Raw genomic sequence first — 26,170 nt, forward strand, 5'->3', positions numbered from 1 at the left:
GCCCTCTTCATACCCAGTTGCAAGGCCCGTTTGATGAACCTGCGCCAGATCGAAGTCTTCCACGCCGTCTACCTTCACGGCACGGTCAGCGCGGCGGCGCGTTCGCTCGGCGTGTCGCAGCCCTCGGTCACAAAGGTCCTGCGCCATGCCGAAAAGTCGATCGGCATGCCCTTGTTCGAGCGTGCCAAGGGCCGCCTGATCCCGACCCAGGAAGCGCGCGCACTGTTCGACGAAGTGACCGAGATCCAGGAACGGGTGCGCTCGCTGCGCCACGCCTGCCACAACATGCGGCAGGGGCGCGGCAGCCTGCTGCGCATTTCCGCGCTGCCCTCGCTGGGGCTCGGCGCGCTGCCCGATGCGGTGGCGCGGTTCATGGGCGGGCACGAGGACATCCTGTTCGACCTGCAGACGCTCCACCACGACGAGATGGTGCGCAAGCTCTACGAGCAGGAAACCGACATCGCGATCAGCTTCGAGGTGCCGCCGGCCGCGCCGGTTGCCCACCAGGTGATCGGCGAGGGCGAACTGGTCGTGCTGTTCCGTGAGGAGGATATTCCCAATGCCCCCTCGCGGCTGCACCTCAACGAACTGTGCGACCACAAGTTCATCTCGCCGGTGCAGAGCGGGCCGATCGGGCAGATGCTGGCCAGCGAACTGGGGCGGCTCGATGTCGTGCTCGACGAGGTGGTCTCGGCGCGCACCTACTATGTGGCGGCGGCGCTGGTGCGGGCCGGGGTGGGCATGGCAATCGTCGACAACTTCACCGCCGCCGCCTGGAGCGAGCCCGGCCTTGCGAGCCGCCCGCTGCAACCGGCGCTGACCTTCGACATCAACGCCGTCTACCTGCAGGACCGCCCGCCTTCGCGTGCGGCGGCGGATTTCCTGCAGATGCTGAGCGAGGTGATCGAAGAACTATAACCCGGTTCTATAGGGTCCGTGGCGTTGGATATTGGGGGCTTGGCGAGCCATTCGATAGAAGAGGGGCAAGACGCAAAAGCAGAGCGAAAGCCACATGATTGCAACGCCCTATCTTCTCTACCTTGGCCACTCCAGCGATGACATCGGAATCAAGACCTCGCGGGGCCTTGCGGTGTTCCGGCCCGACATTTGCGTGGGGGAATTCCGCCACGACGATTGTCCGCTCACCCTTGGCCTCGCACGGATGGACTTTGCCGAGGCGGTGCGCGCGGGCGCTCGCACGCTGGTGCTCGGCATCGCCAATGCCGGCGGCACGCTGGGCGAGGACCTGATCGCGGACTCGATCGCGGCGATGGAAGCCGGGCTCGACGTCGCCTCGGGCCTGCACAGCCGCCTCAAGGACGAACCGCGGCTGGTCGAGACCGCGGCCCGCACCGGGCGCAGCCTGCATGACGTGCGGGATCCCCGGCCCGGCATTCCGGTCGGCAATGGCCGCCCCCGTGCCGGCCACCGCCTGCTGACCGTGGGCACGGATTGCTCGGTCGGCAAGATGTACACCACCTTGTGCCTCGCCCGGGCGATGGAACGGCGCGGGATTGCGGCGGACTTCCGCGCCACCGGGCAGACCGGCATCCTGATCGCGGGCAGCGGCGTGCCGCTCGATGCCGTCGTGGCCGACTTCATCTCGGGCGCGATCGAGCAGATCGCCCCGGCGCGAGAGGACGGCGGCTGGGACCTGATCGAGGGGCAGGGCTCGTTGTTCCACCCCTCGTTCGCCGGGGTTTCCACCGGTCTGCTGCACGGCGCCCAGCCCGAAGTGCTGGTGATGTGCCACGATCCCGCGCGGACCTCGATGCGGGGCCTGGCCGGCCGCGCCCTGCCGGGCCTTGCCGAATGCATCGCCGCCAATCTGGCCGTGGCGCGGCTGACCAGCCCCGACGTGCGCATCGCCGGGATCGCGCTCAACACCTCGGCGATGGCGGAGGAGGCCGCGCTGGCGCTATGCGCCGAGGTCTCGGCCGAGACCGGCCTGCCTTGCAGCGACCCTTACCGCATGGGCGTGGAGGCGATCCTCGATGCCGTGCTGGATCCGGCGTTCGCGCGCGCGGCCTGAGCAGAGCCATGGCCCGCACCCTCAGTGTCCTTGCCGAGACGTTCCCGCTCCTGCGCCCGTTCCGCATCTCGCGCGGGGTCAAGACCGAGGCCCAGGTGGTGACTGTCGTGCTTGAAGAGAACGGTGTGATCGGGCGCGGCGAATGCGTGCCCTATCCCCGTTACGGCGAGAGCGTGGATTCCACCCGTGCCGCCATCGAGGGGCTGCGCGGAGCGGTGGAGGCGGGCGCGACCCGGGCCGATCTGCTGCGACTGTTGCCTTACGGCGCCGCCCGCAATGCGCTGGACTGCGCGATGTGGGATCTTGAGATGCAGCAGGCCGGCACCGGCATCGGCGCCGCGCTGGGGCTGCCGGCGGTGTTGCCGCCGGTGGCGACGGCGCTGACCGTCGGCCTCGACACGCCCGAGCGCATGGGCGCGGCGGCCCGCGAACTGGCACGGGTGCCGCTCATCAAGGTCAAGGTCGATCGCAGCGATCCTGCGGCGCAATTGCGCGCCGTGCGGGAAATGGCGCCGCGCCCGCGCCTGATCGTCGATCCCAACGAGAGCTGGACGATCGACGAGGTGGCGAACCTGCAGGGGCTGATGGCGCAGCTGCGCGTCGACCTGCTCGAACAGCCGCTGCCGGTGGGCGAGGACGGGGAACTGGCAGGGTTCTTCTCGGCCATTCCGATTGCCGCGGACGAATCCGTGCATGTTGCCGAGGACCTCGAAACCCTTCCCGACGGCTACCGCGTGATCAATATCAAGCTCGACAAGGCCGGCGGGCTGACCGCCGCGCTGGAACTGGCCGAAGCCGCCAGAGCGCGCGGGCTCACACGGATGACCGGCTGCATGGTCTGTTCCTCGCTGTCGATTGCGCCCGCGCTGGTGATAGCTGCGGACAGTGCCTTCGTCGATCTGGACGGGCCGGTCTGGCTCGCGCAGGATCGCCAAGGCGGGGTGACATGCGAACGTGGCATGCTGCTGGGGCCCGAACGTGGTTTCTGGGGCGGACTTGAAGCCGCGCCTCGGTAATTGCCAAGGGTCGCGGGTCACGCATTGGAGTCTTGATGAAAGCCCTGTTTCGTAGCTGGTTAGGCGTGCCGCTGTGGCGGCGGGTGATGATCGGGCTGGCCTGCGGCGTAGCGATAGGGCTGTTCTGGCCGGCGGCGACGCCGTGGATCGGCTGGATCGGCGAGCTGTTCGTGCGGCTGATCCGCATGCTGGTGGTGCCGATCGTCTTTGTCAGCATCGCCTCGGGGGTGACCGCGCTGGCCGACCCGCGCAAGCTGGGGGCGGTGGGCGCGCGCACGGTGCTGCTCTTCGCGGCGACCACGGCCTGCGCGGTGAGCATCGGCATGATCGTCGGCCTGCTGGTCGAACCGGGGGCGGGAGCGGCCATCGGCAATGCGCAGGCCCATGCGCTGGGCACGCCCAAGTCGGTCCACGACCAGCTCATGGGCATCGTCCCGGTCAACATCGTCCAGTCACTCGCCGATGGCGACATGCTGGCGATCATCTTTTTTGCCATGGCCTTCGGCTTCAGCACGGTGCTGGCGGGCGAGCCGGGCAAGCCGGTCGCGGCCTTGCTGCAAGCGGCAGGGCGGGTGCTGTTCCACCTCGTCACGCTGGTGATGGAAGTCACGCCGTTGGGCGTCATGGCGCTGATTGCCGGTGCGGTGGCGGAAAACGGCGTGGCCGTCTTCACCAACATCGGCATGCTGGCGCTTTGCGTGGTGCTGGGGGTGATCGCGCAGATCGTGCTGGTGCACCTGCCGCTGATCAAGCTGGCGGCGCGGCTTTCCGTGCGCGGCTTTTTCCGCGCCGCCTTCGATGCGCTGGTGGTGGCCTTCTCCACTGCCTCCTCGGCGGCGACCCTGCCGGTGGCGCTGCGCATCGCGCTGGAAGACCTGGCGATCGAGCCGGGCGTCGCCTCCACCGTGCTGCCGATCGGCGCCAGCATCGGCAAGGACGGCACCGCGATGTACGTCGGCCTGCTCAGCGTGTTCAGTCTTCAGGCGCTGGGTGTCCATGTCGATGCGGTCATGCTTGCGCTGGTGCTGCTGACCGGATCGCTGGCCGCTTTCGGTACCGCGCCGATCCCTTCGGCCTCGCTGTTCATGCTGGCGGCAGTGCTGGCGGCGGTTGGCGTCTCGGCCGAGCAGACCGCGCTGGTGGTGGGCTTCGTGCTGCCGTTCGACCGGCTGCTCGACATGACCCGCACGGTCGCCAGCGCCAGCGCCAACCTGACCGTGACCGCCACGGTCGCCAGGCTGGCGCGGGATGAGGCGCCCTCCCGGTCCTAGCCGGATCCTTCGACCAAGCCGGCGGGCAGCAGGGCGAGGTTCTGGATCGCCGCCAGCCCCCACTGCGCGGCGCTGTTGGTGGAAAGCCCGGCGATCTCGACTTGCCCTGCGGCCACGGAGCGTGCCGTAAGCCGGTCCGGCAGTTCGCCCGCGTGAAACTCGGTCCAGGCCCGCCGTGCCAACGCCGGATCGCCCAGTGCATGGGCGGCATAGGCGGTGAGGCGTGAATGGGCCTGCCGCAGGTTGTGGCCGCGCGGTGGTTCCCCGAAGCGCCGCTTCCAGTCCGCGGCGGGCGCATTGTACCAGGCGCAGTAGTCAATCCAGGCGGCGCGATAGCGCGGCGCATCGACCAGCGGCAGGACTTCGGCCATGATCTCGACCACGCCGAACACCGCATTGAGATGGCTGACGCTGATCTGCTCGCCGCCGGAGACGAAGCGGCCGCTGGTCAGGTCGAAATTGGCGCCGCCTGCCCACCACTGGCGCGGCAGGGCGGCGATGCTGTCCATGCCGGCCAGGATACGGTCGCGCCAGTGGCGCTCGCCGGTGCGTTCCCACTCGGTGAACCAGGCGGCGACCAGGTTGCCCCAACTGGTGCCGAACTGCAGCTGGATCACGCCTTCGGGCAGCCCCTGTGGCTTGGTCACCGCCGCGATGCCGCCGGGCGGCAGCGATTCCGGGGCGCGGTCCGCCACCTTGCGGCCGATGTCGACTTTCTGGAGCGCACGGTCGGAGTGGATCAGGGCGCGCATCAGGTCGCCCACGCGTTCGTCGCCGGTGAGGTAATAATAGATGCGGCGATAGGCCGCGTTGGAGACGCGCGGCTGCTTCGAGCTGTCGCTCCAGTGCTGGACGCCGTGGCGGGTGCCGAGCCCGGCCCATGGACCGGCGTGGTAGACATCGACTTCGCCGGTATGGCGCGTCATCGCCTCGGCCATGCGAAACAGGTCGGCGCGGCCGGTGCGCAAGTAGCTGTACCAGAGCCAGAGGTCGGTCGAGAGTTCGCTGTTGTCCCAGGCATAGCCGCCGATGTCGTAGCGCCACTGGTGCCGGTCGGCATCGTAGGTGTGCATGACGTCGCCGTGGTTCCAGAAACCGTACCAGTGCCGCCGTTCGATCTCGCCCTGATAGTGGCCGAGCAGCAGGTCGTTCTGGCGTTCCACAGCCTCGGCCGCCGGGCCGCTGGCGGCGGGCAGGGCCCAGTCTCCAAACACCCCGGCAGCGCGGATCTGAGCGGGGCTGGCCTGAAGGCGCGGCGGGCGGGCGACATGGGCAGCGTAGCTTTCCAGTGTCGCCGCATCGGGCGTGGCGGGTAGCGCCCAGAGCCAGAGTTCATTGGTGCGGGCGATGCCCCTGGCGGAATCCCAGCCCGGCTCGTAATCCTCGTAAGTCACGTCGAGACCCCGGTTCTGTGCCGGATAGTCGGTCATGCCCAAGACGTCGCGGTAGGAGCGCATGTCCATCGCCGGGGCATCGGGCGCCCAGAGCCATGCGGTGAGTTGGGCTTGGTCGCTGGTCGCTTCGGCTATGTCGAGCTGGACCGGATGGCGTTTCCAGAAGTCCGCCATGCCGATCGCCGCCCCGCCTTGCGGCGAGCCGACATAGGCGAGCCCCCGCGCCCGGTGGCCTTCGAGCGACTGGATCGGCGCGCGGCCCTTGCGCGTGCGCTTGGTCAGCACAAAACCCTCGGACGAGCCCTGGAACAGCCGGAAATCGCCCCAGGCGGGAATGCTCTCCAGCAGCGGCGCGAACTTTTCGGGCAAGGCCGCCAGATCGGACACGGCGCGGCCGTCGATCTGCGCTTGCCGGAATGCCTCGCCGGGATCGCGGCGCAGGCCGGTCAGCGGACGCACGGCTTCGGCAAAGAGGCTATTTTCGGTAGCAAGGCGGACATGACGATCATGCAGTCCCCCGCGCATGGGTACATGTGCGGTGACGCCAAGGCCCGAAAGGAACTCGTGCTCGGCATCGCCGTCCCAGATCACGCTGTGGACGATCCGCACGGCATCGCTGCCGCTGGTAAAATAGAGGCGCAGACTGAAAGGCAGCCAAGCCCGCGCTGCTCCGGCATGGACGCCGCCGACCTTGAGCACGGCGCGGACCGGGCCGGTTTGCTCGACGGTCACGCTATCGATGCGGCTGGTGAAATGCTGCTGCGAGAGGGTATCGGCCTCCTCGCCCGAGGCGGCATCCTGCGCGCGGGCGACCAGCGCAACGTCGCGGAGCAGCACCCGGCCCTCGCGCTCGGCAGAGGCGATCACCGCGCTGCCGGTTTTCGGCACCCGCCAGCGGGTGGGGCCGACCGTGACGATCACGGCTTCGGCCAGCTGCTCGACCGAGACCGTTTCGCCCGGGTTCGCGGGGCGTCCTGCGGTGATCTCGACCTGCTCCGGCGCATGACGCCCTGATGGGAGCGCATGGCCGCTCCATTTGATCGAACCGTCCGGCCAATAGGCGAGCGGCCAGCTCTGGATCGGCAGCGGCGCGCCATCCCCCGTTCGCGCGGCAAGGCGCCCCGCATAACGCAGCGTGCCGCGCGGCCAGGGCACGCCGAAGCTCTGCCCGGCGTCCCATGCGGGCGGCGCACCGTCGAGCCAGTGCAGATCGACACTCGCCCCTTGCATCGGTGCCGCAAGTACGCGAGCCGGGAGGGAAAGCGCGCCGCCGCCAAGGAGACCGGCACGCAGCAGCGCACGACGAGAGCAAGGCATCGACATTCCTCAGATCAAACGAGGCGGGAGACGGTGAAATTGCGCAGCCGCAGATGGCTGGCGGTGGTGCGCAGCGCGAAGTGACCGCTGGTCAGGGGGCGGGGATCTTCGAAGGCGAACAGCGGCTCGCCGTCGTGGAAGAAGCCGATGTGCGGTCCGTCGGCGGTCAGGCGGATGCGCTGCCATCGGTTGGCGGTGAGCATGTCCGCCGCGCCGCGCCGGTCGTTTTCCGGCAGCAGCGGCCGCACGCCGGGCTTGCCGACATAGCGGCGAAAGCGTGTGGTGGAATTGCCGTTGCCGCCAAGGCCGACGTAGTAGGTTTCGAGGTCGTCGTAGTCCTCGAACTTGCCCGAACGCGGGAGGGCCAGCGCATCGCCTGCGGGCGCGGCGGGATCCTGCGCCATCCAGAAGCAGTTGAGGTCGCTCACCCGGTCAAACGCGCCGCCTGCGGAGACGGCCTGCGCCTCGTAGTCGATGGCGATCCGGCCTTCGAGGCGGGGCAGGAACCACAGGGTCAGCCCGGCGGGCGCCTCGATATCGAGCACGCCCTCCGCCACGGAAACCTGTGCCGGGGCCTCCGCCTCGACCCGCCACTGGCGGAGGCCGTGGCGGAAGTCGTCGGTAAACAGCCTCCGATCACCGCCGCGTGCGAGGGCCGGGACCGGCAGGAGACAGGCTCCCGCCAGCCCCGCGACCACCGCGCGTCGGGACTGGTCCGGAAACGTCACAGCTTGGCCCGCACGCCGAAGTAGATGCGGCGGCCATAAGTCTCGATCACGTTGCGGCGATAGACGCTGTTGGCGTTCTCGATGCGCGTGGAATCGGTGAGGTTCACACCTTCCAGGAATACCGAGACATGCGGGTTGATGATATAGCTGGCCGAAGCGTCGAACTGGCCGAAAGCCTCGCCGAACGAGGGGTTGTTGCCGCGATCGACCGCGTTGATCAGGTAGCGGCTGCGCCAGTTGTACGACCCGCGAATGGCGAAGTGCCCGTCGTCATAGAACACCGAGGCATTGTAGCTGTTGCGCGAGACGCCCGGGAACGGCAGCGAGGCGCCGGTGAAGTAGTCCTTCCCTTCGTAGCCGCTGTCGGTGTTGAAGGTGTAGTTGGCCGTCACGCCGAGATTGCCCAGCAGCCCCGGCAGGAAGTCCAGCCCAAGCTGCGCGCCCGCCTCGAAGCCCTGGATGGTGACGTGCTGGGTGCCGTTGATCGGCATCTTGATCGTATAGACCTGCCCGTCGATCTCTTCCTCGTGGCTGGCGGTGTCGATGAACGACTTGATGTCCTTGCGGAAGCCGGTGATCGAGACGTAGTTCGTGCGCGAAATATAGTATTCGAGCCCGAGGTCGTACTGCCAGGCACGGTAGGGTTTCAGGCCCGGATTGCCGCGCGATCCGGTGAGGCCGACCGAGTCCAGCTTGACGTTGGGGGCCATCTGCGAAGGCGCCGGGCGCGCCAGCACGTCGGACGCGGTGGCGCGCACCACCAGCTTGCGCGGGATCACTTCGGCGCGCAGGTTCAGCGAGGGCAGCAGCACGGTATACTCGCCGGTATAGCGTGCCGGCGTGATGACGCCGTCGGTGCTCTGGCTGCCGGTCGAGACGGTGCGCGTATGCACGAGGCGCGCGCCGACCACGCCGGTGAGGTCGAAGCCGAGGTCGGCCTTGAACGCACTCTGGACGTATCCGGCGACCGTGCTTTCCTTGACCCGGTAAGTGTCGAGCGGGGAGATGCTGGTGTAGGGATCGGGAATGCCGACCGCATTGGCGAGACTGTTGCCCAGGTTCCACCACCGGTCGATGCCCGAGAAGCCGAGATCACCGGTCTTGAAGAAGCTGCCGTCGCCCATGCCGCCATAGGTGTCGAGCAGGCTCCGGATATTGGCGAGCTGTGCGGCGGGGGTGGTGGTGGCGAGTACTTGCGTGCCGCTCACGCCCGAGCGGGTCAGCGTGGTCTGGCCGGTGATGCCGTTCAGCGTATAGACCGCGTTCTGGAAGCGGCTGCTGGACACCAGCTGGTTCAGTTCGATCCCGCTCTTGAGCGAGGTGAGGAATCCATTGCCGTCGGGGCGGTACTCGGCATCGAACTTGCCGCCGGCCTCATGCTGGCGGTTGAGGCGCGGGCGGGCCTCGACGGACAGCGTGTTGATGCCCTCGGTGGTGGTCGTGTCGATCGGCAGGATGATCTGCGGCGCGTGCTGCGGGTTGTCGTAGTCGATGGTGATCCACGGCAATGCGTCCTTGCCGGAGACCGAGGCGGTCACGTCCACTTCGTCATTGAGCACGCGCGAGGCGGCATACGTGCCGCGTGCGGAGAACTTGAACTTGCCGGTGGTCCACTCGGCGCCGAGAATACCGTTGAAGGTGCGGCGGTTGAGCGTGCCGATCACGCTGCGATAGTTCACGCTCGGTCCTGAACCGGCGTTGGAACCGTTGATGAACGTCACCGTCTGCGCGGTCTCGTCACGGATGACGACGCCGGTGGGATCGATGCCGCCGTTTGCCACCGACTGGGTGGTGCTGAGCTGGAGGTACTGGTCGTCCGAGGTGGTGTCGCTGCGGGTGTAGGTGCCTTCGACATAGGCGCGGAAATCGTCGTTCGGGCGCCATTCGAGAATGCCGTTCACCGCATAGCGCTTGGTCGGCTCGGTCGCGGTGATGTAACGCGGGATGTCGGGGTAGAAATCGCCGAAGCCGCTGCCGTCAAGGTCGACGCAGCGGGCCTGATTGCGGCCCGAGAGGCAGTTTTGCGCAGCAGGCGTGGCGGGCTGCGTGGTCTCGACCTGGCGCCAGCCGGTGGTGCGTGCCTGATCGTAGCGGATCGTGCGGTTCTCGTAAGTGCCCGAGAGCAGCACGCCGATGGTATCGTGGGCGAAGAGCTTCGAGCCGATCAGCGCGAACTTGGGGTCCACCTTGTCGGCCAGTTCGTTGTAGATGCCCTGCGCGGAACCGGCGAGATAGCCGTCCTTGCTGTCGAACGGGCGGCGGGTGATGATGCGCACGGTGCCGCCGAGGCCGCCCTCGGTCATGTCCGGCGTGGCCGATTTCAGCACTTCGAGGCGCGAGACGAATTCAGCGGGCAGGTCGCGGAAATCGACCGCGCGGTTGCTGCCGTTGCCGGCCGCTGCCGCGATCGAGGTGGAGAGTGCCGACTGGCCGTTGATCTCGACGCGGTTGAGCGAGGGGTCGGCGCCGCGAATGGTGATCGCTGAACCTTCACCGCCGCTGCGGGTGATCTGCACGCCGGTCACGCGCTGGAGCGCTTCGCCGATGTTCTTGTCGGGGAACTTGCCGACGTCCTCGGCCGAGATGGCGTCGACGACTTGCGCGGAATCGCGTTTCACGGCCAGCGAGTCGGCCAGGCTCTTGCGGATGCCGGTGACCATGATCTCGGCATGTCCGGCAGGATTTTCGGCCTTGTCCGAAGCGTTCGGGACCTGCGCTTCCTGCGCGAGGACGGACGTGCTGGTGAGCAGGAGCACGGCGGCTCCGGTGAGACGATACAAGATACGCACCCCTTTTTGTCGGACTAATCCGGGTGCGCATGGCTAATCTCCACTGATTTGGTTGACAATAAAGTTTTGCTATCCGCGTCCCAAGTTGGCGGAAATCCGGGAGAATTGCCGCAAGCCCTGGCCTTGTTCAGCCGGGAAGGTCGTCCACCTTCGGGGCGGCGGCCATGCGGTCTTCCCAGGATGCGCGGCTGGCGAAACAGATGTGGGCATCGGGCACATTGGCGATCTCGTCATCGAGACTGCCGGCCGGAACCACCAGCAGGGCGCCGTCCATTTGATCGTCCATCTGTAGGCAGGGCACCGGCGATCCGCAGACCGAGCAGAAGCTGCGGGCATGCCGGGTCTCGGGGAGGCGGTAGTGGGTGATCAGCTCGTTTCCGGCGCGCCAGACCACACGGGCGGATGCCGAGAACAGGTTCGCGGCATGGGCGGAGCCGGTGTCCTTGCGGCAGCGCGAGCAATGGCAGAGAAAGAAGCTCTCGAATGGTCCGAGGATTTCAAAGCGCACGGCGCCGCACTGGCAGGAGCCGGAGGTGAGAACGGTCATTGCCCATGCCTTTGTCCGTTGGGGATACGGCATGCTGCGCCGGAACGCCGCGCAAGTACAGCTTGCGCGGCCCTTCGGGTGTCCGGTCCTTTCTACGCTGCCGTAAAGGGATCGCTCGTCGTGGGGCGACCTTCCAGATCGACGCGTCCAGCCAGTCTGCGCCGCCAGGACGGCGTGCCGTCGGCGGTGACCAGCACATCGTACCAGCCCTGTGTTTCCCGCAAGGAGATCGTGGCATGGCGCGTGATGACCTGCTGATGGCGGTGCTCGGCCGCGGGCAAAGCGGTAGCGACATGGAATACCTGCGCGTGCCTTGGCTCCGGATCGGCGGCGTGGAGGTCGAGGCTGCGCGGCCCCAGTTGCCAATTGAGGGCAATCGGCGGATCGTCGTGGTGCCCGGCAAAGTGGCGGTGGAATCCGTTCGGGCCTAGCACCCAGAGGTCATAGCCGCCGCTTTCGCTCCAGTCCCACTGCCCTTCGATCCTTTGCCCCGCACCCACGGTGTAGCGGCGCGGCGGCTGGGCAAGCCTGTTGCGGTCGTAGACGTGGAAGACCGCGCCCGCGCCATCGGCGGCAAAACGCAGTACTGGACCGGCGGCGTCGATGCGGTCCGTCACCTCGAGCCGGTAGGGCAGCGTGCGTGAACGGCGCGGGCCGGGTTCCTGTGCAGGGTGCGCGCTTGCGGTGCCGGGGGCCGGGGCCGGCTGGTGCGTGATGCGGCTGGCCCGCGCGGCATCGGCGGCGGGATCGGGCAGCGGGGCGAAGGGATCGCGGTCCGGCGCGGTGAAGTCGAAGGCAGAGGTCAGGTCACCGCAGACGGCTCGGCGCCAGGGCGAGATGTTCGGCTCATGGAAACCGAAGCGGGTTTCGAGGAAACGGATCACCGAAGTATGGTCGAAGACCTGCGAATTGACCCAGCCGCCGCGGCTCCACGGCGAGACGACGTACATCGGCACGCGGGGGCCGAGGCCATAGGGACGCCCGCGCAGGTCCGGCCTGTCGATCTTGTCCTCGCCGGGGGCGGGGTGGCGGTGGTATTCGCCCGCGAGATCGATGGTGGAGCCGCCCAGCAGTGCGCCGTCCGCTGCCCGCGCGGGCGGTGCGGGCGGCGGCACGTGATCGAAGAAACCGTCGTTCTCGTCGAACATCACCAGCAGCACGGTGCGGGCCCAGAGGCGCGGGTTGGCGGTCAGGGCATCAAGCACCTTGGCCGTGTAAAGCGCGCCCTGTGCCGGGCTGGAGGGGCCGGGGTGCTCGCTGCCCTGCGCATCGGCGACGATCCAGCTGACTTGCGGCAAGGTTCCCGCCAGCACGTCCGCGCGCAGGCGGTCGAGCGCCTGGGTGGTGAGCGCGCGCTCCTTCAGCGCCGCGTCGCCCCGGCCCCGGTTCGCCTCGCGGTAGGCGCGGAAGCCGACCAGCGGGTTGTCGGTGAAGTTGTCGGCCATGTCCTGATAGATGCGCCAGTCGATCCCGGCGGTCTGGAGCCGCTCGGGCACGGTGGCCCACAGATAGTCGTCCGCGGCGCCGCCCTGTTCGGGGAAATTGTCGTGCGAATTGCCGATGGCGGGGCCGCCGTGGGTGCCTTCGGGATCGTTGGTGCCGGTCCACAGGAACAGGCGATTGGTATTGGTGCCGGTCTGGATCGCGCAGTGATAGGCGTCGCAGATCGTGAAAGTCTCGGCGAGTGCGAACTGGAAGGGAATGTCTTCGCGGCGGTAATGTCCCATGGCGCGACGGGTCTTGGCCTCGGCCCAGTTGCCCATGCGTCCCTCGTCCCATGCCGCCTGCGCATCGGGCCATGTGTGGGGCGTACCGGCTACGCGCATGACGTCGAAGGCGGCGCGGGTGTCGAGATGGAAGGGCTGGGTGAGGCGGGGGGCGCCTCCGCCAGGCCGGTCGAGCTGGTCCCAGACCGTGCGGGGCTTTTCGTCAATCGGGGCGAGCGGGATCGGGAAACGGTCACCCAGGCCGCGCACCCCGCGAAGGGTGCCGAAGTAATGATCGAAGCTGCGGTTTTCCTGCATCAGGATCACGACATGGGCGACGTCCTCGATCGAGCCCTTGCGCACGTCCGGCGCGATGGCGGCGGCACGGGCGATGGAGGCGGGCAGGCCGGCCAGCGCGGCGGCGCCAAGCAGGGAGCGGCGGGTGAGGTCGGCCATGGACTGTCCTTCGGGAAACGACATACGCGCCGCACCCTAAGGTACGGCGCGTATGAGATTACAGGTCGATTGTGGTGATCAGAAGTCGAAGGTGAGCGATGCCGTCACCGTGCGCGGGGCGCCGAGGAAGGCCGCACCGCCGCCGCCGCCGCCGAGGTAGCGCTTGTCGGTGAGGTTGGTGGCCTGGATCGTCAGCGAAGCGCCGCTCAGCTGGTCGGAAATGCGGTCGAGGTCCATGCCCACGTAGCCGCTGAGCAGGGTGTAGTGCGGGGCGACGTCGCCGCCGACATCGTCGATGAAACGGTCACCCACGTACTTGGCGGAAAGCCCCGCCTTGAACACCGAGCGGCGGTAGTCTGCCGAGAGCACCCACATGTTGCGTGGCGAGCTGCTGACCTGCACGCCGGGCGTGATGCCGACGTCTTCGTCCTGCGCGGCATCGCCGGTGCCGATGTAGACGGCGTGGTTGTAGCTGTAGCTGCCCGAAAGCGTCAGCCCCATCGGGAAGCGGTAGGCGAGCGCCGCCTCGATGCCCTTGGAGCGGATGCCGCCGACGTTGAGGTAGACGCTGTCCTGCTCTTCCAGATAGTCGATGCCGGTCACCAGGTTCGACGAGATCGAGACGATGTGGTTGTCGAACTTGATGTCGTAGGCGGTGAGCGAGGCCTGCAGACGGGGCGTGCTGTAGCGGGCGCCGATCTCGATGCTGTCGGCGGTTTCGGGCTTGATGCGGTCGATCACTTCCTGCGCTTCGCCCAGCAGGCCGTTGCCGATCGACGAGAAGTTCTGCGCATAGCCTGCAAAGAGTTCCAGCCCCTCGACCGGGGTGGTCCAGGTCAGGCCCGCCGAGATCAGCGGGTCGGAGTGCGAGTTGCTGCGTGTGCGCGGCTCGCTCACCAGCAGTTCCTGGCGCTTCTGGTCGATGAAGTACTGCTTCACGCCGAAGGCGGCGGTGAGGTTGCCGTATTTCACCTGGTCCTGCACGTAGTAGACCAGTTCGTCGGTGTTGTAGTCGACGCTGAACTGCACCCAGTAGGGCTGGGCATCATAGGCGGTGCCGAGCAGCGGGTTCTTGATCTTGTGCCAGTCGCGCAACTGGTTGGCGGTGATGTTCTCGTACCAGGCGCCCGCCCGCAGGCTGTTGGTCACCTCGCCGAACTCGTGCGTCCAATCGGCATCGGCGGTGAAGCCGAAGCGGTTGTTGCGGTAGTGCGTGTGGCGATAGGACATGACGGCGGTGGCATCGTCGGCGTAGCAGGTCGGCGAATAGGCGGCGGGAACGCCTGCCGTGCCGGTGCAGCCGGTGATCATCGTCGCTGCCGCGCCGGTGGGCGTCACGTAGTAGATCTGGCCCAGCGACGAGCCGCCGTAGACGGTCGAGCCGCCGGCATATTCGCTTTCGGTCGCGCCGGCGCCGTCATTGGTGACGTTGACGAGGTAGGGCGGCATCCAGTCGCCCCGGCCGCGCATGCGGTGGTAGTAGCCGGTCAGCGAGAGCTTCACTTCGCCAAGGTCCGCCTTGCCGCGCAGATAGCCGAACAGGTTCTTGCGCAGCGCTCGCGAGCCGGAGCGGTAGTTCTGGTCGATATAGGGCAGGCCGGTCCAGGTGTCGGTATAGACGTCGTGGTTCGGATCGTTCTCGAACGAGGCGACCGAGACCGAGCCGAATTCTGCTTCGTCGGCATCGTCGTACGAAAGGAAGCCGGTGAGGTCGATGTTCGAGATCCGGCTGGTGATCTTGGCGCTCAGGTGATCGCGGCTGGTCTTGCCGGCACCGCCGATCCAGTCATGCGCTTTCGAGTGCGATGCGCTGATATAGGCCTTGGTGTCGGGCGCGATCTCGCCGGTGTCGACGCGGGCGTAGAACTTCTGCGCACCGAAATCGCCCGCCGCGCCGGACAGGCGCACGCGGAAATCGCCAAGCGGGTCGGCGGTGATGTAATTGAGCGTGCCGCCCAGCGCCTCGTTCGAACGCGAGGAAATGTCGGCGGTGCCTTGCGAGACTTGCACGGTCTTGAGGTCGAGCACGTCGATGTAGCGGTTGGCCTTGGAGCCGCCGCCGTAGCCCGATCCGCCATTGGGAAGGCCGTCGATGGTGGTGCCGATCTGGGTGAATCCGCGGATCGAGATCTGCGTCGCCCAGTCGGACGAACCGAAGGCATCGCCTTCCGAAACGAACACGCCGGGCAGTTCGTTGATGACGTCGTTGACGCTGGTGAGTGCCGACTGGCGCTCGATCATCTCGGGCGTCACGCGGGTGTTGGCGAAGTGGGTGGCGGTGCCGGTGACGACGATATCCTCGTCGGCCTGGGTGGCGGTGTCGGCGCCGGAGGCCACATCGGCTTCGGCTGCGCTGCCTCCGGCCTCGGTTCCGGCGTCGAGGGTCCGTATAGTCTGGGCCTGGGCATGCGTGGTCCCTGCCGCGATCGCCAGGATCGCGGTGCCGATCATCCAAGTCTTCATCAATGTTCCCCTGCGTGACGATTTCGCCATGGAATCGGCTGCTTGTCGATCCGCCTGACTGTCAGCGGCGAGCTAGGGCCCGGGAATTACGGTTGTGTGACATAATGTGGATTATCGAGCTATTGGCGGATCAAAATGTGGGTTTGTGTGGTAAATGCCACTTGAAACCACAAGGGATGCGGCCCACTGTCGACCGGGAAGCGGGGGCTCCGCGTCCGGCTAGGGGAAAACGACGTGATACAGGCCGACCGCATTGCCGCGATTCTTGTCGCGCTGGAGGAACAGGGCTCGTCCAGCATTGCCGGGCTGGCGGAACGATTTGCGGTTTCAGAGGAGACCATCCGCCGCGATGTCCGCCAGCTGGAAGGCGCGGGGCGCGTACTCAAGGTGCATGGCGGTGTCACGCTGCCCTCGCCCAGGCTGGAGGCGCCCTATCGCCGCCGCCTGCGCGATCAGGTCGAGGCCAAGCGCGCGATCGCACGGCTGGCGGCGGCCTTCGTGGAGGAGGGCTCGACCGTTTTTGTCGATTCGGGCACGACGTCCTATTGGGCCGCGCAGGAACTGGGCCATCTGCGCGGGCTGACGCTGGTCACCAACAGCCTGGAAGTGGCAAGCGAGGCGCTGGGCCGCGCGGATCACCGGGTGTTCCTTGCGGGCGGGGCAATGAACGCCGACTATCGCTCGGCCTTCGATGCCGATGCGATCGGCTTTGTCCGCCGTTTCGTGCCCGACGTGGCGATACTGTCGATGGCGGCGATCGAGGCGGAGCGGGGTTTCCTCGATCTCGATCCGGCCGAGGCGGCGTTCAAGCGGGCCGTGCTGGACCGGGCGCGGCGGCTGGTCGTGGTGGCGGATCATGGCAAGTTTTTGCGGCAGGGCACCGTGCATGTCGCCGATTTCGGAGAGGTCCACGATCTTGTCACCGACCGCGCGCCGCCGCCGCATATCGGTGATGCCGCCCGTGCCGGCGGCACCGCGCTTCATCTCGTCACCCCCGCCGCCTGAGAAACCAGAGGAGCGAGATCGGCGCCGAGATCGCCAGCAGCACGCTCGTTGCCAGGCAGCCGTTCGCGTAGACGGCGATGGCCTGGGCCTTGGCATGTGTCTCGCCGCCAGAGCTGTAGACCAGCATCAGCGCGAAGCTGCCGCAGTAGCCGAAGGCATCGGCCAGATAGATGAGAAACCCGGCATTGCCCGGGTAGCGGGTAAAGGCCATGATCCGTTCGAACAGCACCACGCTGAACGGGGCATAGGCGAGATAGAGGCCGGTTCCGCTCAGCGTGATCCAGGCGACCGGTCCGATCAGGCCGAAGCGCCAGGCCATGGTCGACATACCGAGGATGGCCGCGCCGCACAGGATCAGTCCGTAGACCGCGACAAGCGCCGCACGGTTTCGGCGGATCCAGCCGATCGCGGCGAGCCCCAGCAGCACCGACAGGGTCACCGGGATCTCCGTCTCGATGAACAGGCCGGGCGAGCCGCCGTGGCCCAGTTGCTCCCAGATATCCGCGGCAAAATTGTCGCGATAGTCGCGCAGCGCCACCAGCAGGCCGTATCCCGCCAGCAGCAGCCCCAGCGGCACCGCATGGAGCATGACGAAACGCCGTCTCGCGGCGCCGTCCATGGGGACACGGGTGCCGCGTGCGCGTTGGTCCCGTTCGTCCGGGGGCGGGATCCGCGAAAGGACCTGCAGTGCGGCGACCAGCAGCGGCGCAAACAGCAGGCCGGTTGCGGCGGGCATCCACACCGCGGGCACGCCAGCGGCCAGCAGGGCGCTGCCCGCCGCCTTTACCACACCGGACGAGACAATGAAGCTGGCGGTCAGGATCGTGGTCAGGATCTCGGTCAGCCGCCGTCCTTCCAGGTAGCTGACGACCAGCCCCCAGATCATGCCGAGCGGCAGGCCATTGAGGATCATGCACAAGGGTGCCCACCGCGCGGGCAGCAGCGCAAGGCCGAGCAGTGCGACCCAGGAAACGGCGATCAGCCCCAGGATCAGTTCCTTGCGGCGGTTGCCGCGCTGCGCCGAGACGACGCGGATGCCGATGATCTTGGAGCAGGCATAGCCCAGCGCCTGGGCCATGATCAGCGCGGTCTTGAAATCCATCCCCCAGAGCGGCGGCTCGCCCGCGAAAGTCGCCACCGCGACCGGCTTGCGGAACGCATACATCGCCAGGTAGACCCAGAAGGCGGCCAGTCCTGCCGCAATCAGCCCGCGCGGCAGCGGCCCGTCCGCAGTGGAGGCTTGCGGATAGGATTCGCCCGCGCGCCGCCCGTGTGGCTTGTGGGGCCGGACTTGCAGCCGGCTGCTGGAAAGAACTCTCGGCGGCACCCGCCTGGCGCTAAAACAGAGTCTTGACGCTCTTATGACCGGGCGCGCGAAATCAGAGCGCGCCGACCTTGACCTTCGATCCGTCCACCAGGCGTGACAGGCGGAAATGCGAGGCGTCGACGGCCAGGCTCTCGTTCGCGGCCATCTGGGCGACCAGATAGCCGATGCCCGGGCCAAGGCCGAAACCATGGCCCGAACATCCCGCCGCGAGATAGAGCCCCGACAGTGCGTCCACCGGCGAGACCACCGGCACGGCATCGGGCGTGCAATCGACAAAGGCGCCCCAGGCGTGGTCGATCTCGACATCGGCGAGCTGCGGGAAAGTGCCGCGCACGTTGTCCATGATCGCCTTGACCAGACGGCGCATGGGGGCGGGATCGGCCGCCCGGGTCCCGGTGAAGACCTCAGGATTGTCGGTCAGCAGGGCCGAGGCCGAATCCGGGCCGGTGATGAAGCTCTTGCCCAGCCCCACCTGCACGGCTTTCAGGCGCTGGATGAACTGGGGCATGAACTCGCGCGCGAAGCGGATGCCTTGCGGGGTAAGCTCCAGCGTGGCGCGGCCGCTGATCGCCAGCGTGTAGCTGCCGTCGAGCCTGCGGGTCATCGCGAAGTCGGAGGAATAGAGCACTTCGCCGACATTGGCGGTGGGCTTGGTGCGCAAGGCGGTCTGGCGCACGCTGGCCTGCGGGAAGACGATTCCGTGAGGGCGCAGGAAACGCGAGGCCCAGGCCCCCGCCGCGCAGATCACCGCGTCGGCGCGGATCAGGCCCTGTTCGGTGTGCACGCCGGTCACGCGTCCGTTGGTGACGTCCAGGCCATAGGCCGCGCAGTTCTGGTGGATCGTTGCCCCCAGCGCCCGCGCGCCTTCGGCGAGGATCGGTGCGGCAAGGGCCGGCTCGCCTTTTCCGTCCGCCACCGAATGGAGCCCGCCCACCCATTTGCGGCGGGTTTCCGGAATTCGCTCGGCTGCCTGCGCGGCATTCAGCATGTGCGTGTCGACACCGAATTCCTCGGCGACGGGGCGCCACGATGCCCAGCCTTCGAGCACTTGCTCGTCATCGGTCGCATAGACCAGGCCGGTGCGGCGAAAGCCGAGGTCCTTGCCGATTTCCGGGGCCAGCCTGTCCCACAAGTCCATCGACAGGACCGAGAGCGGCATCTCGCGGCGGTCGCGGTTCTGCTGGCGGCACCATCCCCAACTGCGGCTGGATTGTTCGCCGGCGACGTGGCCCTTTTCGATGAGGGCCACCGAGAGCCCGCGCTGCGCCAGATAGAACGCCGCGGCGCATCCGACGATGCCGCCGCCCACGATCACGACGTCCGCCGCTTCGGGCAGCACTTCGTCACTGGGCAGGCGGTGGACGGCAGGGTTCATGCGAAAGGGCCTCGGTTCACGGTTTCCGGTTGCTCATAGTCTTTGCACCGCCGGCGCGGAAGATTGCGCCGAATGATGCACGATTTCGGCATGGCGGCTGCGGTTTGCGGCGGCTCTCCCGTCCCTTGCCGCAGGTTATGCCGCGGCACGCGCGGAAGTGTCCGGGGGCGCGGCGGGGCGGGCGCAAGTTCCGAAGCTAATGCCGCATCGCAGGGCCTATCCCGGATAGGCCAGACAGCACTGCACGGAGATCATGGTGACCGCTCAGACGACCGCGAACTGCCCCACATTCCTCGATCTGAAGGCCTTCTCGCTGGACTTGCCCGCAGGTGGCAGCGATGATCCGCTTGGGCGCGGCGCACGCATCCTGCCGGTGCGGGCAGGCGACTGCGAAGTCTTCGTGAGCAGTGTTGCGGCCGGTGAAGGGCTGCACCGCGAAGAGCGCGGGGATACCTGGGTCATGGTGCTGGAAGGGGGCCTGCGTTTCCTGAGCGCAGACGGCGAGATCGACCTGGTCGAAGGCGAGAGCCTGGTCATTGCCCGCGGGGCGCAGATCGGCTGGCGCGCTTCGGTCCCGGTCAAGCTGGTTGGCATGCGTTATCTCGCGGCGCCGGATGGCGATGCGGGCGTTTACCGGATCGACAACGGGGCGCCGCTTGCGCCTTCCAATCCTCCGGGCGACGATGTCCTGCTGGGCGAGAAACCGTCGTGCCGCTCGGGCAACCAGTTCACGTCGGCGGACGCGGTATTCAAGTGCGGGGTCTGGGATTCGACGCCTTACCGCCGCCTGCCGATCCATTTCCACCACAGCGAACTCATGCACCTTCTCGCCGGATCGGTGACTTTCACCGATGCCTCGGGACGGACTGCCAGCTTCGGCAAGGGCGATACCTTCATCATCGAGAAGGGGGCCGACTGCAGCTGGGACAGCCGCGAATACGTCGCCAAGGTCTACGCCTATTACCGGCCCTGAACGGGGCCTGCCGCCAAGAGGAGGGGGCAGGGCGGATGCCCGCCCTCCGTTCGATTACGCGCCGCTGTCCGGCGTGAAGAACTTCTGGATCACGTCGCGGGCAAGGCGGGCGGGGCGCTTGGTATCGGCATCGATGCAGCACCAGCTGGACTTGACCTCGGCCAGCACTTCCTCGCCGCGGCGGATCACGGTTTCGTAGAACGCGCGGGCGCCCTGGACCTTTTCGAGCAGGACCGTGGCGATCACGTCATCCTCGAGGAAGGCGGGCTTGCGGTAGGTGATTTCGTGCTTGATCGCGACCCACAAGTGCTGCGCGATCGCTTCTGCCGGGGCGAGCGCCCGCCAGTGATCGAGCACGGCCTCCTGCACCCACTTGAGGTAGCTGGCGTTGTTGACATGACCCATGAAGTCGATGTCACCCGGATCGATGCCGATCGGAAAGCGGTGGGGAATGGCCTGGTTCACGTATACGTCAATACCACGGAGATCGGCTGCGAGATAGCGCAGATCGCAACCGTTACGGTGAATAATTCAACCGGCGGCGGATTTGCCGCCCGCCTCCTATTGCGGGCGGGCGCTTTGCCCCGCATGAACGCTCCGGCGCTGGCTGCCACGGGGCTGCCATGTCCGCCGAAGGGGAGCACAAGATGATATCGAAGCGCGGTTTTCTGGCCGGGGCGATGGCCAGCGCGGGCATGGCATTGGCACCGCGCCTCCAGGCGGCGGCATCGCCGTTGCCGGTTCTTTCCGCAGGCGCAGACGTGAAGCCGATCTCTCCCGAAGAGCATGCGGCGCGGATCGCCAGGCTGCAGGGGCTGATGCGCGCGGCGGGTGTGGGGGCGATGATCGTCGAATCGGGTTCGACGCTGCGCTACTTCACCGGCATCCGCTGGGGGCGCTCCGAACGGGTGACGGCGGTGGTGATCCCGGCCGAAGGTGATGCCGTGGTGGTGACCCCGGCCTTCGAGGAACCCAGCGTGCGCGAGACGCTGCGCATTCCCGCCGAAGTGCGTCCCTGGAACGAGGACGAGGATCCCGAAGCGCGCATGATCGGCGTGCTGCGGGACAGCAAGGTCGCCGGGCGCAAGCTGGCGATCGAGCCGACCACGCGCTTCTTCATCGTCGATGCCCTGAAGCGCGACGGGCTTGATTGCGAGATCGTCTCGGGCGAGGGGCTGATCGCGCAGTGCCGGCAGATCAAGTCGCCGGCGGAACTGGCGCTGATGCAGCGCGCCAACGACATCACACTGGCGGCGCTGCGCCATGTCCACGGCGAAGTGCGCGCCGGGATGACGCAGCAGGACATTGCCGACCTGATGGACAAGACCTCGGCAGCGCTGGGCGGCCCGCCGGAGTTCTCGCTGGTGCTGCTCAATGAGGCGAGCGCCTATCCGCACGGTTCGCACAAGCCGCAGGCGGTACGCGAGGGGTCGGTGATCCTCATGGACTGCGGGGCTCAGGTCCATGGCTACCAGTCCGACATTTCGCGCAGCTGGGTTTTCGGTGAGCCGACGGCGCGCCAGCGCAAGGTCTGGAACACGGTCCGCCGCGGGCAGGAGATCGCGCTGGAAACCGCAAGGATCGGCGTGCCGGTGGGCGTGCTCGACGATGCGGTGCGCAGTTTCTATACCAGGGAGGGCTGGGGGCCGGGTTACCGCTTGCCGGGGCTTTCGCACCGTACCGGCCACGGCATCGGTCTCGACGGGCACGAATCGGCCTATCTGGTTCATGGCGATGCGACGCCGCTGCAGGAAGGCATGTGCTTTTCGGACGAACCCGGGCTCTACATTCCCGGCGAGTTCGGCATTCGCCTGGAGGATTGCTGGTACATGACCGCAGGCGGGCCGAAGCTGTTCACGCCGCTGGCCAAATCACTCGATCAGCCGATCTGAACGGCACGCAAGAACGGGGCGGAAGATAACGATCTTCCGCCCCGTTTTTTGTAAGCCGGTCAGCCAGCAGGGCATGCCCCGCCGGCAGCAACCATCAGAACTTGAACTTCACTTCGCCGCCGATGATGCGCGGTTCGTTGACCATGCTCGTCAGGTTGTTGAAGTCGATCGCGCCGATGATGCGGATCTGGTTGGTGATGTTGCGGGCAAATGCCGCCACTTCGACACCCTTGGCATTGTCGCGGAAGCCGAGGCGCAGGCCGCCTTCGAGCGAGGGCTTGCCGGTGAACTCGATCGAATCGTAGAGGAACAGGTTCACCGAGCTGCGATAGGCCCAGTCGGTATAGGCGAACACTTCCTGGGTGTCGCTGACCGGGATCGTGTAGCTGGCGGTCCAGTTGGCGATCCAGCGCGGGGCCTGCGGCAGGCGGTTGCCGTCGATCGAGACGAACGAGGTGCCGCTCACGACGGGGTCGAGCACGGTGCAGCCGCCCGAGCACGGCGCGACCATCAGATCGCGGTCCTTCAGCTTGGTGAAGTTGTAGCTGCCGCCAGCCGTCAGCGCGAGGCCTTCGACCGGGGTGAGCGTGACTTCACTCTCGACACCCCAGCCGATCGCCTTGCGGGCGTTGATCAGCGTGGTGGTGTTGGAGGAGCCGCCGACGGCGGTGAGCTGGATGTTGCGGGTGTTCATGTAGAACACGTCGGCCGAGTAGCTGACGAGGCCGCGTTCGTTGCCCTTGAAGCCGGCTTCGAACGAGGTGGTGGTCTGCGGCTTGGCCTTGGTGGCGACACCGGCGGTGACGTCGTTCTTCAGCGAGGCGCCGAGGTAGCCCGACGCGGCGCGGGCATAGACCGAGTGATCGGTGTCCAGCTTGTAGGTCGCGCTGGCATCCCACGAGAGCTTCGAGCCCTTGGCATGGCCGTCCGACAGCAGCACACCGGTGACGTCGTTGAGTTCGCTGTACTTGCGGTCATGCGACCAGCGCAGGCCGCCGCGCAGGATCAGCGCGTCGATCGGGGTGTACTCGAGCGAACCGAACACCGCGTAAGTCTCGTTGTCGAGGTGGCTGGTGTTGCCGTTGGTCTGGACGTTGGTCGTGTTCCAGCTGTAGGCGGCGGTGTCGAGGTTCTGGTTGAAGTAGTAGGCACCGGTCTGGAAGCTGACGTCGCCGAACTTCTCCGAGGCGAAGCGCACTTCCTGCGTGAATTCACGCGGCTTGGCGCGGCTGCCGGTCTCTACCGAGAAGGGCACGGCGGCGGGATAGCTGCCGTCCACGTCGCCGCGCGAGAATACGCTGGCGCGTTCCCAGCCGGTGATCGAGAACAGGGTGCCGAGGCCGTCGAAGGCGTAGCTTGCCTGGACGTTGGTGCCCCAGCTGTTGAGACGCTGCGGGTTGGCGCCGTTCTGGGCGGTGTGCTCGACGTCGAAACCATCGACGAAGTCGTTGGTGCCGGGCTTGATCGAGTTGCCGCGGAAGACGCGGGCCGAACCGCGCAGGCGGCGGCCATGCAGGTTGACCAGCACGTTGAGCGGGCCGCTGTCGTATTCGAGCAGGGCACGGCCGGCCATGTCGTTATAGCCGTCGAAGCTGTGCTCGTTGAGGGTCGCGGCGTAGTCGTTCTTCACCCAGTCGTCGCGGTGCTGGAGCAGGCCGGCGACGCGGAAGCGCAGGGTGTCGGTGATCGGGCCGCTGAGCGCGACTTCGCTGTTCACCGTGTTGTAGGTGCCCCACGAGGCGCTGGCGTGGCCGGTGTAATGATCGGTCGGGCGCGCCGAGGTCAGCTTGATGACGCCAGCCGGGGTGTTGCGGCCGAACAGCGTGCCCTGCGGCCCCTTGAGCACTTCGACGTTCTCGAGGTCGAAGGCAAGCATGGCTTTCAGGAACGGGCTTTCCAGCGCGATGTTGTCATAGACCACCGAGACCGGCTGCGCGGCGTCCGAGGAGAAGTCGGTATTGCCCAGGCCGCGGATGTAGAAGCGCGGGAAGGTGCGGCCGAACGAGGATTCCGCCAGCAGGCTGGGCACGCGGCCCGAAAGGAAGCGGATGTCCTGACCGCTGGAATTGATGACGGCCAGCTTTTCGCCCGAGAGCGAGGAGACCGCGATCGGCACGTCGACCGCGCGTTCCTCGCGGCGGGTCGCGGTGACGACGATGTCGGTGCTGGAGGTGGTTTCCGGTGCGGCCGAAGCGCTCTGGGCCTGTGCGGCGACAGGAAGGGCTGCGATAGCGGCAGCAAACGACGCGGTGCAAAGCACCGTGGTACGGTAGGCGTTCATGCGAGTCCCTCGATGTTTCCCTGGAGTTTTTTATGCGCGGCCCGCTAGAGCGGGGCGGTTGCTCGCACAAGCAATAAAATGTCCTTTATGACATTCGGCATCATGAGTGTTGCACTATGGTTGCGGTCTCGCAGGCCCGGAACGCGGGCGGTCGGGACAGGGGGCGGTGAATGTTGCAGTGCAGTATGCGCCGGATTCCGATGCGATTATGGGGCCCCCTGGTGACCGCCAGTGCCCGGTGCGAACAGCACGCTGACATGGAGGCCGGGATTCCCCTCGCGCATCTCGAGCCGCGCACCCAGCCGCTCGACGGTCGCCTGCACGATCGCGAGACCAAGGCCGCTGCCGCTGGGGCCCTGTTCGCCTTGCAGGCGCACGAATCGGGCCTTGGCGCGTTCCCGGAGCGGGGCCGGTATGCCGGGGCCGTCGTCGGCGACGGTCAGGCGGGTGGTGGAGCCGTCGGTCTCGAGCACGATGGCGGCGTGGCCGCCGCGCCGGTTGTAGCGGATTGCGTTGTCGACGAGGTTGGAGACCATCTCGAACACCAGTGCCCGGTGGCTCTCAACTTCGAAGGGGCCTTCGTGGTCGGTATCGCCGACGCATTCGAGCGTGAGGTCGATTTCTGCCTCGATCGCCTGGTGGATGCGCCGGGTGATGACGCGCTGGCTCACTTCGCGCAGGTCCACGCGCTCCAGCGGGGGCAGGGTGCCCGCCTCGTCGGCGCGGGCGAGGGTGAGCAGCTGGGTGAGCAGGCGTTCCAAGCGGTCGCTGGCTTCCTCGATTTCCTGCAGGGCCTCGGTCGAGCCGCGCCGGGCGAGGGCGACCTGAACCTTGAGCACCGACAGCGGCGTGCGCATCTGGTGCGAGGCGTCGGCAGTGAAGCGGCGCATGCCGGTGGTTGCGTGATCGAGGCGTGCGAGCAGGCTGTCGAACGAGCGGGAAAGCGGTTGCAGCTCGATCGGCAGCGGGCCGGTCTGGAGCGGTGAGAGATCGGGCGAGGCGCGGGTTTCGCGCGCCTCGATCGCGGTGCGCAGGTCCGCCAGCGGGCGCAGGCTCCACCCCAGTGCCGGACGGATCAGTGCCAGGGCTGCACCCAGCAGCACCAGTTCGCCGAGCAGCAAGGCGGTCATCAGCCGCCAGCGCAGCGCCTCGCGGTTGTCGAGCGTCTCGGCCACCTGCACCACCACCGGCGCCTCGATGCGTGGCAGCGCGCGCAAGGTTTCGCCGATGCGGATGCGCTGGCCCCGATAGTCGGCATAGCGGAAATGCGGTTCGTCGGCGGACAACGCGGCGATGTCGGGCGCGGGAAGGTCGGCATAGCCGGTGAGCAGACGGCCGCCCAGGGCGATGCGGTAGTAGACATTGTCGCGCTCGCTGTTTTCCAGCATGCCGAAGGCCGCGGGAGGCAGGTCCAGCGTGACTTCGCCGCGTTCCACCTGCACGGTCTCGGCAATCGCGCCAAGCGCGCCGCCCAGCACCCGGTCGTTGGTGCGGCGAACGACGTCGGAAACCAGTGCCCAGCCGATCGCGCCCAGTGCCAACGCGGCAACCACCAGCGGGCCGAGCATGGCGATCGCCATGCGGCGGCGTAGCGGCAG

The 26,170-nt window shown here is 67.2% G+C and carries 18 protein-coding genes; 7 read left to right on the forward strand and 11 right to left on the reverse strand.

The genetic code is table 11. From position 1 onward, the window contains the following. The first annotated feature begins 33 nt into the window (after positions 1–33). The 4 genes from DM450_RS19650 to DM450_RS19665 all read left to right on the forward strand — a co-directional run bounded on the left by DM450_RS19650 (position 34) and on the right by DM450_RS19665 (position 4,319). Positions 34–918 carry a LysR family transcriptional regulator gene (locus tag DM450_RS19650; protein WP_142638398.1) on the forward strand — a complete coding sequence of 295 codons (885 nt, stop codon included), beginning with the start codon at positions 34–36 and terminating at the stop codon, positions 916–918. 94 nt (positions 919–1,012) lie between these two features. Continuing rightward, complete coding sequence (gene dgcN / locus DM450_RS19655) at positions 1,013–2,032, forward strand: N-acetyltransferase DgcN (protein WP_142638400.1); 1,020 nt, start codon at positions 1,013–1,015, stop codon at positions 2,030–2,032. Positions 2,033–2,040: 8 nt separating this feature from the next. Next, positions 2,041–3,048: an N-acetyl-D-Glu racemase DgcA gene (dgcA, locus tag DM450_RS19660; RefSeq protein WP_142638402.1), complete on the forward strand. Its 1,008-nt coding sequence runs from the start codon at positions 2,041–2,043 to the stop codon at positions 3,046–3,048. 35 nt (positions 3,049–3,083) lie between these two features. After that, positions 3,084–4,319, forward strand: coding sequence for a dicarboxylate/amino acid:cation symporter (locus DM450_RS19665; protein WP_142638404.1), 1,236 nt, complete (start codon positions 3,084–3,086; stop codon positions 4,317–4,319). Here the strand turns inward: DM450_RS19665 and DM450_RS19670 are convergent. The 6 genes from DM450_RS19670 to DM450_RS19695 form a co-directional block, all read right to left on the reverse strand. Further along, positions 4,316–7,030, reverse strand: a complete 2,715-nt coding sequence (locus DM450_RS19670) for a Tat pathway signal sequence domain protein (protein ID WP_260610595.1) — start codon at positions 7,028–7,030, stop codon at positions 4,316–4,318. The two genes, DM450_RS19665 and DM450_RS19670, sit on opposite strands and share 4 nt — an antisense overlap. A 14-nt stretch (positions 7,031–7,044) precedes the next feature. Beyond that, a complete protein-coding gene (locus tag DM450_RS19675) occupies positions 7,045–7,758 on the reverse strand; it encodes a DUF6250 domain-containing protein (protein WP_142638409.1) in 714 nt (237 codons plus the stop codon). After that, entirely contained in the window at positions 7,755–10,547 is a 2,793-nt protein-coding gene (locus DM450_RS19680; RefSeq protein WP_409529374.1) for a TonB-dependent receptor, read from the reverse strand. Before DM450_RS19680 ends, DM450_RS19675 begins: the two co-directional genes overlap by 4 nt. A gap of 127 nt (positions 10,548–10,674) precedes the next feature. Further along, a complete protein-coding gene (locus tag DM450_RS19685; protein WP_142638411.1) occupies positions 10,675–11,094 on the reverse strand; it encodes a GFA family protein in 420 nt (139 codons plus the stop codon). Positions 11,095–11,186: 92 nt separating this feature from the next. Beyond that, positions 11,187–13,256, reverse strand: a complete 2,070-nt coding sequence (locus tag DM450_RS19690) for a phosphocholine-specific phospholipase C (protein WP_142638413.1) — start codon at positions 13,254–13,256, stop codon at positions 11,187–11,189. Between the two features lie 78 nt (positions 13,257–13,334). Beyond that, entirely contained in the window at positions 13,335–15,719 is a 2,385-nt protein-coding gene (locus DM450_RS19695) for a TonB-dependent receptor (RefSeq protein WP_185928829.1), read from the reverse strand. 234 nt (positions 15,720–15,953) lie between these two features. On the opposite strand from DM450_RS19695, the gene DM450_RS19700 reads away from it, so the two are divergent. Further along, positions 15,954–16,724 (forward strand): DeoR/GlpR family DNA-binding transcription regulator, encoded by a 771-nt coding sequence (locus tag DM450_RS19700; RefSeq protein WP_142638417.1) that lies wholly within the window; start codon positions 15,954–15,956, stop codon positions 16,722–16,724. On the opposite strand, the gene DM450_RS19705 is transcribed toward DM450_RS19700, so the two are convergent. Then, positions 16,708–18,051: a DUF5690 family protein gene (locus DM450_RS19705; RefSeq protein WP_142638419.1), complete on the reverse strand. Its 1,344-nt coding sequence runs from the start codon at positions 18,049–18,051 to the stop codon at positions 16,708–16,710. The genes DM450_RS19700 and DM450_RS19705 overlap by 17 nt on opposite strands. Before the next feature lie 52 nt (positions 18,052–18,103). Next, positions 18,104–19,426: an FAD-binding oxidoreductase gene (locus DM450_RS19710; RefSeq protein WP_142638421.1), complete on the reverse strand. Its 1,323-nt coding sequence runs from the start codon at positions 19,424–19,426 to the stop codon at positions 18,104–18,106. A 256-nt stretch (positions 19,427–19,682) separates the two neighbouring features. Between DM450_RS19710 and DM450_RS19715 the strand changes: the two genes are divergently transcribed. After that, on the forward strand, positions 19,683–20,399 hold the full coding sequence (locus DM450_RS19715) for a cupin domain-containing protein (protein ID WP_260610597.1): 717 nt from the start codon (positions 19,683–19,685) through the stop codon (positions 20,397–20,399). Positions 20,400–20,453: 54 nt separating this feature from the next. On the opposite strand, the gene DM450_RS19720 is transcribed toward DM450_RS19715, so the two are convergent. Beyond that, entirely contained in the window at positions 20,454–20,864 is a 411-nt protein-coding gene (locus DM450_RS19720) for an acyl-CoA thioesterase (RefSeq protein WP_142638425.1), read from the reverse strand. Between the two features lie 182 nt (positions 20,865–21,046). Here DM450_RS19720 and DM450_RS19725 point away from each other — a divergent pair, with 182 nt between their 5' ends. Next, the gene (locus DM450_RS19725; RefSeq protein ID WP_142638427.1) at positions 21,047–22,291 is read left to right on the forward strand and encodes a Xaa-Pro peptidase family protein; all 1,245 of its coding nucleotides are present in this window, start codon (positions 21,047–21,049) and stop codon (positions 22,289–22,291) included. 94 nt (positions 22,292–22,385) lie between these two features. Here DM450_RS19725 and DM450_RS19730 read toward each other — a convergent pair whose 3' ends face one another. Continuing rightward, on the reverse strand, positions 22,386–24,572 hold the full coding sequence (locus tag DM450_RS19730) for a TonB-dependent receptor (protein WP_142638429.1): 2,187 nt from the start codon (positions 24,570–24,572) through the stop codon (positions 22,386–22,388). Positions 24,573–24,778: 206 nt separating this feature from the next. Next, positions 24,779–26,152, reverse strand: coding sequence for a sensor histidine kinase (locus tag DM450_RS19735; protein WP_142639384.1), 1,374 nt, complete (start codon positions 26,150–26,152; stop codon positions 24,779–24,781). Between the last annotated feature and the right edge of the window lie 18 nt (positions 26,153–26,170).

It is taken from the genome of Sphingomonas sp. IC081 (genome assembly GCF_006874585.1).
GTDB lineage: Bacteria > Pseudomonadota > Alphaproteobacteria > Sphingomonadales > Sphingomonadaceae > Novosphingobium.